At 68.9% G+C, this 7,099-nt stretch carries 7 protein-coding genes; all 7 read left to right on the forward strand.

The window, feature by feature from the left end:
• Positions 1-329 precede the first annotated feature (329 nt).
• The 7 genes from atpB (at position 330) to atpD (ending at position 7,059) form a co-directional block, all read left to right on the forward strand.
• A complete protein-coding gene (atpB, locus tag ACFRCR_RS15215) occupies positions 330-1,076 on the forward strand; it encodes a F0F1 ATP synthase subunit A (RefSeq protein ID WP_336706576.1) in 747 nt (248 codons plus the stop codon).
• A 116-nt stretch (positions 1,077-1,192) separates the two neighbouring features.
• Positions 1,193-1,420: an ATP synthase F0 subunit C gene (gene atpE, locus ACFRCR_RS15220; RefSeq protein WP_030149959.1), complete on the forward strand. Its 228-nt coding sequence runs from the start codon at positions 1,193-1,195 to the stop codon at positions 1,418-1,420.
• A complete protein-coding gene (locus tag ACFRCR_RS15225; protein ID WP_191794113.1) occupies positions 1,420-2,013 on the forward strand; it encodes a F0F1 ATP synthase subunit B in 594 nt (197 codons plus the stop codon). The genes atpE and ACFRCR_RS15225 overlap by 1 nt, the downstream gene beginning before the upstream one ends.
• The gene (locus tag ACFRCR_RS15230) at positions 2,013-2,828 is read left to right on the forward strand and encodes a F0F1 ATP synthase subunit delta (RefSeq protein WP_377678690.1); all 816 of its coding nucleotides are present in this window, start codon (positions 2,013-2,015) and stop codon (positions 2,826-2,828) included. Before ACFRCR_RS15225 ends, ACFRCR_RS15230 begins: the two co-directional genes overlap by 1 nt.
• A 134-nt stretch (positions 2,829-2,962) precedes the next feature.
• Positions 2,963-4,594 carry a F0F1 ATP synthase subunit alpha gene (gene atpA, locus ACFRCR_RS15235; RefSeq protein WP_336706476.1) on the forward strand — a complete coding sequence of 544 codons (1,632 nt, stop codon included), beginning with the start codon at positions 2,963-2,965 and terminating at the stop codon, positions 4,592-4,594.
• Between the two features lies 1 nt (position 4,595).
• A complete protein-coding gene (locus tag ACFRCR_RS15240) occupies positions 4,596-5,492 on the forward strand; it encodes a F0F1 ATP synthase subunit gamma (protein WP_030149955.1) in 897 nt (298 codons plus the stop codon).
• Between the two features lie 85 nt (positions 5,493-5,577).
• Positions 5,578-7,059 (forward strand): F0F1 ATP synthase subunit beta, encoded by a 1,482-nt coding sequence (atpD, locus tag ACFRCR_RS15245; protein ID WP_138823534.1) that lies wholly within the window; start codon positions 5,578-5,580, stop codon positions 7,057-7,059.
• The last annotated feature ends 40 nt before the right edge of the window (positions 7,060-7,099 follow it).

The following is a 7,099-nucleotide window of genomic DNA, read 5'->3' on the forward strand; positions in this document are numbered from 1 at the left end:
CCGCGTCCCCCCCCCCCCCGGTGGGGTGGGGGGCACGTGGCCGCCGGGCCGTGTCGTACGTCGACTCGCGAGGGGTCGGCGGCACGCGGGGGCACACCGGGGGCACGGTGTCTGCCGGGCCCTCGGCCCGTTCGGACCCGTGCTCTGAGGAGGGCTCAACATGCGTTAGGCTATCGGCGAATCCATGAAGGCCTGGTCCGACGGCGTGCCCATCGAGCGCACGGCCCCGGCAAACCGACGAACACCGGGAGTCCACCCTGTTCACGCTCGCGACCCCCTCTCCCTTCGTTGCCGCAGCAGAAGGCGAAGGCGGCTTCCACGCGCCGACGATCGGTGAGTTCTTCCCCGACGCCATCTTCTTCGCCGGCACGCCGTTCGAGTTCAACCGGCTGCAGCTCATCCGCGTGATCGCCACGATCGTGATCCTGACGATCTTCGTGATCGCGGCCCGGCGCGCCAAGCTCGTGCCCGGACGGTTCCAGAACGGCGTCGAGATGGTCCTCGACTTCGCTCGCGTGAACATCGTCGAGGAGATCATGGGGACCGAGCGGGCTCGCCGCTACGTGCCCATGATCACGACGATCTTCGTGACGATCCTCGCCTTCAACCTGACGGGCGTGGTGCCGGGGCTCAACCTGGCGGGCACCTCGGTCGCCGGCGTGGCGATCCTCCTGGCGCTGTGGGTCTTCGTGGCCTACTGGGCCGCGGGCATCAGGCAGCACGGCCTGTGGGGCTACATCAGGGCGAACCTGTTCCCCCCCGGCGTGCCGTTCCCGATCTACTTCATCCTGGCGCCGATCGAGCTGCTCCAGCTCCTGATCATCCGCCCGGCCTCGCTGGTCATCCGACTCACGGCGAACATGGTCGCAGGCCACATCATGCTGGTCCTGTGCTTCGCCGCCACGAACTTCCTGCTCCTCGAGGCAGCGCCGGCCCTCAAGGCGATCAGCGCGCTGACCCTCGCGGGCGGCATCGCGATCACGCTCTTCGAGGTGTTCGTCGCGGGCCTGCAGGCGTACATCTTCGCGCTCCTCGCCACGGTCTACATCAACATGTCGATCGAGGAAGAGCACTGACCCGCACGACAGACCTGGTCCCGGGCCCTCGGTCCCGGAACCGACCCTGAGCTCCACCTGACGCATCGCACCTGACGCCCGTTCGCACGACCGGGCGCCCAACGGAAGGAAACACCGTGGACGTCACCACCCTCGCCGCTGTCGAAGGCAGCATCAACACCATCGGCTACGGCATCGCCGCGATCGGCCCGGGCATCGGCCTCGGCATCCTGATCGGCAAGACGGTCGAGGGCATGGCCCGCCAGCCCGAGGTCGCCGGCCAGCTCCGCGGCACCATGTTCATCGGTCTTGCCTTCGTCGAGATCCTCGCGCTGCTCGGCTTCGTCGCTGGCTTCATCTTCTGATGTCGACCATCGGCCCCCAGGCGGTCCTCGCCGCAGAGTCTGGCGAGGTCGACCCCATCAAGCTGTTCCTCCCGCCGTTCTACGACCTCTTCTGGTCTGCGATCGTCCTGGTGATCATCGCGTTCGTCTTCTACAAGATGGTCCTCCCCAAGTTCCAGGCGGTGCTCGACGAGCGCACGGCCAAGATCGAGGGTGGCCTGGCGAAGGCCGAGTCCGCTCAGGCCGAGGCCGCTGCGGCACTCGCGGAGTACCACCAGCAGCTGCAGGAGGCACGCACCGAGGCCGCGAAGATCCGTGAGGACGCTCGCGCCGAGGGAACGGCCATCGTCGCCGACCAGAAGGTCAAGGCCGGCGAGGAGGCCGCTCGCATCGTCGAGACGGCACACCGCCAGATCGAGGCCGAGCGCCAGCAGGCGTCGGTCTCGCTGCGCAACGACGTCGGGACGCTCGCGACCCAGCTCGCCTCGAAGATCGTCGGCGAGTCCCTCGAGGACTCCGCACGTCAGTCGCGTGTCGTGGACCGCTTCCTCGACGAGCTCGAGGCAGCGGGAGCCGGGGCTGCCAGCGCGGCGGCCAACGGCAAGGAGGGCTGATGCGCGGGACGAGCGGAGCCTCCCTCGCGCAGGCCCAGGACCGCTTCGAGCCGGTGCTGCGTGCCGCGGGCGAGGGTGCCTTCGCCCTGGGCGAGGAGCTCCTCACCGTGGCCGCGGCGCTCGACGGCTCCGTGCCGTTGCGCCGTGCACTCGCCGACCCGTCGCGGTCCGGCGAGGACAAGGCGGCCCTCGCGGCCGACCTGCTGCGTGAGGGCTTCGACGGTCGTGTGGTCGACCTGGTCTCCGGGCTCGCCCGGGACCGTTGGGCCCACGACGGGGACATCGCCGACGCCGTCGAGCACCTCGGCGTCGACGCGGTCCTGGCCTCGGCCGAGGCCCGCGGTGCGCTCGAGCGTGTCGAGGACGAGCTGTTCCGCATCACGCGGTCGCTCGTCGGAGGGCGCGAGGCCCGTCGCGTGCTGACGGAGACCTCGACCGACCCCGCTCGTCGCAAGGCGTTCGTCGACGCGCTGCTCGCCGGCAAGGTCGACCCGGTCACCCAGTTCCTCGCGGAGCGGGCGACCGTGGCACCTCGTGGTCGTCGTTTCGTGGCCACCCTCGTGTGGCTCGGGGACGTCGCCGCACGTCGTCGCCGTCGCCTCGTCGCCTCGGTGACGTCGGGCACGGTACTCAGCCAGGCACAGCAGGACCGTCTGTCCGCGCTCCTCGAGCGCGCGTACGGCCGGGCAGTCCAGCTGAACGTCACCGTGGACCCCGAGGTCCTCGGCGGCATGCGCATCCAGGTCGGGGCGGACGTCGTCGACTCGACGGTCCTCTCGCGCCTGGTCGACGCACGCAGACGACTGGTCAGCTGACCTGTTCGCCCGAACACTGAGGTCCTCGCGGCCCCCGGTGTCGTCGACACCCCGCCGGCTCCCGAGCCGGCGAACTGACAAGAACGTTCGACCGCTCCCGCACACCGCGGGGTGGCCACGACAGGAGAAGAGCAATGGCTGAGCTGACGATCCGGCCCGACGAGATTCGGGCCGCGCTGGACAGCTTCGTGAAGTCCTACGAGCCCGGGGGCGCGGTGACCGAGGAAGTCGGTCGCGTCACCCTCGCCGCTGACGGCATCGCCCAGGTGGAAGGCCTTCCGGGCGCAATGGCCAACGAGCTGCTGCGCTTCGAGGACGGCACCCTCGGCCTTGCCCTGAACTTGGACGTTCGCCAGATCGGTGTCGTCGTCCTGGGCGAGTTCACCGGTATCGAGGAGGGCCAGGAGGTCCGCCGGACCGGAGAGGTCCTCTCGGTCCCCGTCGGTGACGGCTACCTGGGTCGCGTCGTCGACCCGCTGGGTCAGCCGATCGACGGCCTCGGCGAGATCGAGACCGAGGGTCGCCGCGCCCTCGAGCTGCAGGCCCCCGGCGTCATGGACCGCAAGTCGGTCCACGAGCCGCTGCAGACCGGCCTCAAGGCGATCGACTCGATGATCCCGGTCGGCCGTGGTCAGCGTCAGCTGATCATCGGTGACCGCCAGACCGGCAAGACGGCGATCGCGACCGACACGATCATCAACCAGAAGGCGAACTGGGAGACCGGCGACCCCTCGAAGCAGGTGCGCTGCATCTACGTCGCGATCGGCCAGAAGGGCTCGACCATCGCCGCCGTCCGCGGCGCGCTGGAAGAGGCCGGTGCCCTCGAGTACACGACGATCGTCGCGGCCCCCGCGTCGGACCCGGCGGGCTTCAAGTACCTCGCCCCCTACACCGGCTCCGCCATCGGCCAGCACTGGATGTACGGCGGCAAGCACGTCCTCATCGTCTTCGACGACCTGTCGAAGCAGGCCGAGGCCTACCGTGCCGTGTCGCTGCTGCTCCGTCGCCCGCCGGGCCGCGAGGCGTACCCCGGTGACGTCTTCTACCTGCACTCCCGTCTGCTCGAGCGTTGTGCCAAGCTCTCGGACGAGCTGGGCGCGGGCTCGATGACGGGTCTGCCGGTCATCGAGACCAAGGCGAACGACGTGTCGGCGTACATCCCGACCAACGTCATCTCGATCACCGACGGCCAGATCTTCCTCCAGTCGGACCTCTTCAACGCCGACCAGCGCCCCGCGGTGGACGTCGGTATCTCGGTGTCCCGTGTCGGTGGCGCCGCACAGGTCAAGGCGATGAAGCAGGTGTCGGGCACGCTCAAGCTCGAGCTCGCCCAGTACCGCTCGCTCGAGGCCTTCGCGATGTTCGCCTCGGACCTCGACGCGGCGTCGCGCGGCCAGCTGACCCGTGGGGCTCGCCTCATGGAGCTGCTCAAGCAGGGGCAGTACTCGCCGTACCCGGTCGAGGACCAGGTCGCCTCGATCTGGGCCGGGACCAAGGGCAAGCTCGACGACGTGCCCCTCGAGGACGTGCGCCGCTTCGAGAGCGAGCTGCTCGACCACCTGCGCCGCAACACCGACGTGCTCAGCACGATCGCGGACACCGGCAAGCTGTCGGACGAGACCGAGGCCGCGCTGGCCCAGGGCGTCGACGACTTCCGCAACGGCTTCCTGACGGCCGACGGCACCCCCCTCGTGGGTGGGGAGTCGGACGAGGAAGAGGCCGTCGTGGTCGAGCAGGAGCAGATCGTCCGGCAGAAGAAGGCCTGACATGGCCGGATCCCAGCGCGTCTACAAGCAGCGGATCAAGTCGACGCAGTCCCTCAAGAAGATGTTCCGCGCGCAGGAGCTCATCGCTGCGTCGAGGATCGGCCGGGCTCGCGCCCGGTCGTCCGAGGCGGGCCCCTACGCCCAGGCGATCACCACGGCGGTCTCGGCCGTCGCGACGCACTCGACGACCCAGCACCCGCTGACGTCCGAGCGCACCGACACCAACCGGGTCGCGGTGCTCGTGGTCGCCTCGGACCGTGGCATGGCCGGCGCCTACTCGGCGTCGATCATCCGCGAGACCGAGCGTCTGGTGGAGCGCCTCACGCACGAGGGCAAGGAGGTCGCGCTCTTCGCCGCCGGGCGTCGCGCAGTGACCTACTACACCTTCCGTCACCGTGAGCTCGCCGGTTCGTGGACCGGTGGCTCGGACTCGCCGTCGTCGGACGTCGCCGGCGAGATCGCCGACACGCTGCTGAACGCCTTCCTCGCCCCCGCGGACGAGGGCGGCGTCGGTGAGCTGCACATCGTGTACACGCAGTTCGTGAACATGGTGACGCAGCGTCCCCGCGTCGTCCGGATGCTTCCCCTCGAGGTCGTCGAAGGGGTCGCACCGGTCGGGCAGAACGACGTCCTGCCGCTGTACGACTTCGAGCCGTCGCCCGAGGCCGTCCTCGACGCACTGCTGCCGCGCTACGTGCGCAGCCGCATCTACAGCTGCCTCCTGCAGGCGGCCGCGTCGGAGCTGGCTGCCCGCCAGCGCGCGATGCACACCGCGACGGACAACGCCGAGGACCTGATCCGCATGTACACGCGACTTGCGAACCAGGCACGACAGGCCGACATCACCCAGGAGATCAGCGAGATCGTCTCCGGTGCCGACGCCCTCGCGGCGTCGTGAGGCACCGCATGACGAACCTGACGATCTCCATCACCTGCACCGAACCTGCCGGAGCTGTCTCCGGCCCTGCGAAGCGAGGCCAGTAATGACCGCCACCACCGTGGAAGCCCAGGTCGAGCACCAGAGCGGACCCGGCGTGGGCCGTGTCGCCCGCGTGATCGGCCCCGTCGTCGACATCGAGTTCCCGTCGGACGCGATCCCCGAGATCTACAACGCGCTGACCGTCGACATCGACCTGTCCGGACAGGGCGAGGGCGAGAAGTCCTTCCGCCTGACCCTGGAGGTCGCGCAGCACCTGGGTGACTCGCTCATCCGTGCGATCGCCCTCAAGCCGACCGACGGCCTGGTCCGTGGCGCCGTCGTCACCGACACGGGCTCGCCGATCAGCGTCCCCGTGGGAGACGTGACCAAGGGCCACGTGTTCAACGTGACCGGCGACGTCCTCAACCTCCAGGAGGGCGAGAAGCTCGAGATCACCGAGCGCTGGCCCATCCACCGCAAGCCCCCGGCGTTCGACCAGCTCGAGTCGAAGACCACCATGTTCGAGACCGGCATCAAGTCGATCGACCTCCTGACGCCGTACGTGCTCGGTGGGAAGATCGGCCTCTTCGGTGGTGCGGGCGTCGGCAAGACGGTCCTCATCCAGGAGATGATCCAGCGTGTCGCCCAGAACCACGGCGGTGTGTCGGTGTTCGCCGGTGTCGGCGAGCGCACCCGTGAGGGCAACGACCTGATCGTCGAGATGGAGGAGGCGGGCGTCTTCGACAAGACGGCCCTCGTCTTCGGCCAGATGGACGAGCCGCCGGGCACGCGTCTTCGCGTCGCGCTCTCCGCGCTCACCATGGCGGAGTACTTCCGTGACGTCCAGAAGCAGGACGTGCTGCTCTTCATCGACAACATCTTCCGCTTCACGCAGGCCGGTTCCGAGGTCTCCACGCTGCTCGGGCGCATGCCCTCCGCGGTGGGCTACCAGCCGAACCTGGCCGACGAGATGGGTCTGCTCCAGGAGCGCATCACCTCGACGCGTGGTCACTCGATCACGTCGCTCCAGGCGATCTACGTCCCTGCCGACGACTACACCGACCCGGCGCCTGCGACGACGTTCGCCCACCTGGACGCGACCACGGAGCTCTCGCGCGAGATCGCCTCGAAGGGTCTGTACCCGGCGATCGACCCGCTGACCTCGTCCTCGCGCATCCTCGACCCGCGCTACGTGGGCCAGGAGCACTACGACGTCGCGACGCGTGTGAAGTCCATCCTCCAGCGCAACAAGGAGCTCCAGGACATCATCGCGATCCTCGGTGTGGACGAGCTGTCGGAGGAGGACAAGACGGTCGTGGCGCGTGCTCGCCGCATCCAGCAGTTCCTCTCGCAGAACACGTACATGGCCGAGAAGTTCACGGGTGTCGTCGGTTCGACGGTTCCGCTGACGGAGACCATCGAGGCCTTCAAGAAGATCGCGGACGGCGAGTTCGACCACGTCGCCGAGCAGGCGTTCTTCAACATCGGTGGCCTCGAGGACCTCGAGCGCAACTGGGCCCGTATCCAGAAGGAATACGGCGTCTGACACGACGTGAGCGCGCCGCGCGCCGGGCCTTGGGGCCGGG

The organism is Oerskovia sp. NPDC056781, assembly GCF_042789955.1.
Classification (GTDB): Bacteria; Actinomycetota; Actinomycetes; order Actinomycetales; family Cellulomonadaceae; genus Oerskovia; species Oerskovia rustica.

Bases quoted from the DNA above. Each gene is read 5' to 3' on its own strand.
- atpD (WP_138823534.1), top strand. From the start codon at position 5,578: ATGACCGCCACCACCGTGGAAGCCCAGGTCGAGCACCAGAGCGGACCC.
- ACFRCR_RS15230 (WP_377678690.1), top strand. From the start codon at position 2,013: ATGCGCGGGACGAGCGGAGCCTCCCTCGCGCAGGCCCAGGACCGCTTC.
- ACFRCR_RS15240 (WP_030149955.1), top strand. From the start codon at position 4,596: ATGGCCGGATCCCAGCGCGTCTACAAGCAGCGGATCAAGTCGACGCAG.
- ACFRCR_RS15225 (WP_191794113.1), top strand. From the start codon at position 1,420: ATGTCGACCATCGGCCCCCAGGCGGTCCTCGCCGCAGAGTCTGGCGAG.
- atpA (WP_336706476.1), top strand. From the start codon at position 2,963: ATGGCTGAGCTGACGATCCGGCCCGACGAGATTCGGGCCGCGCTGGAC.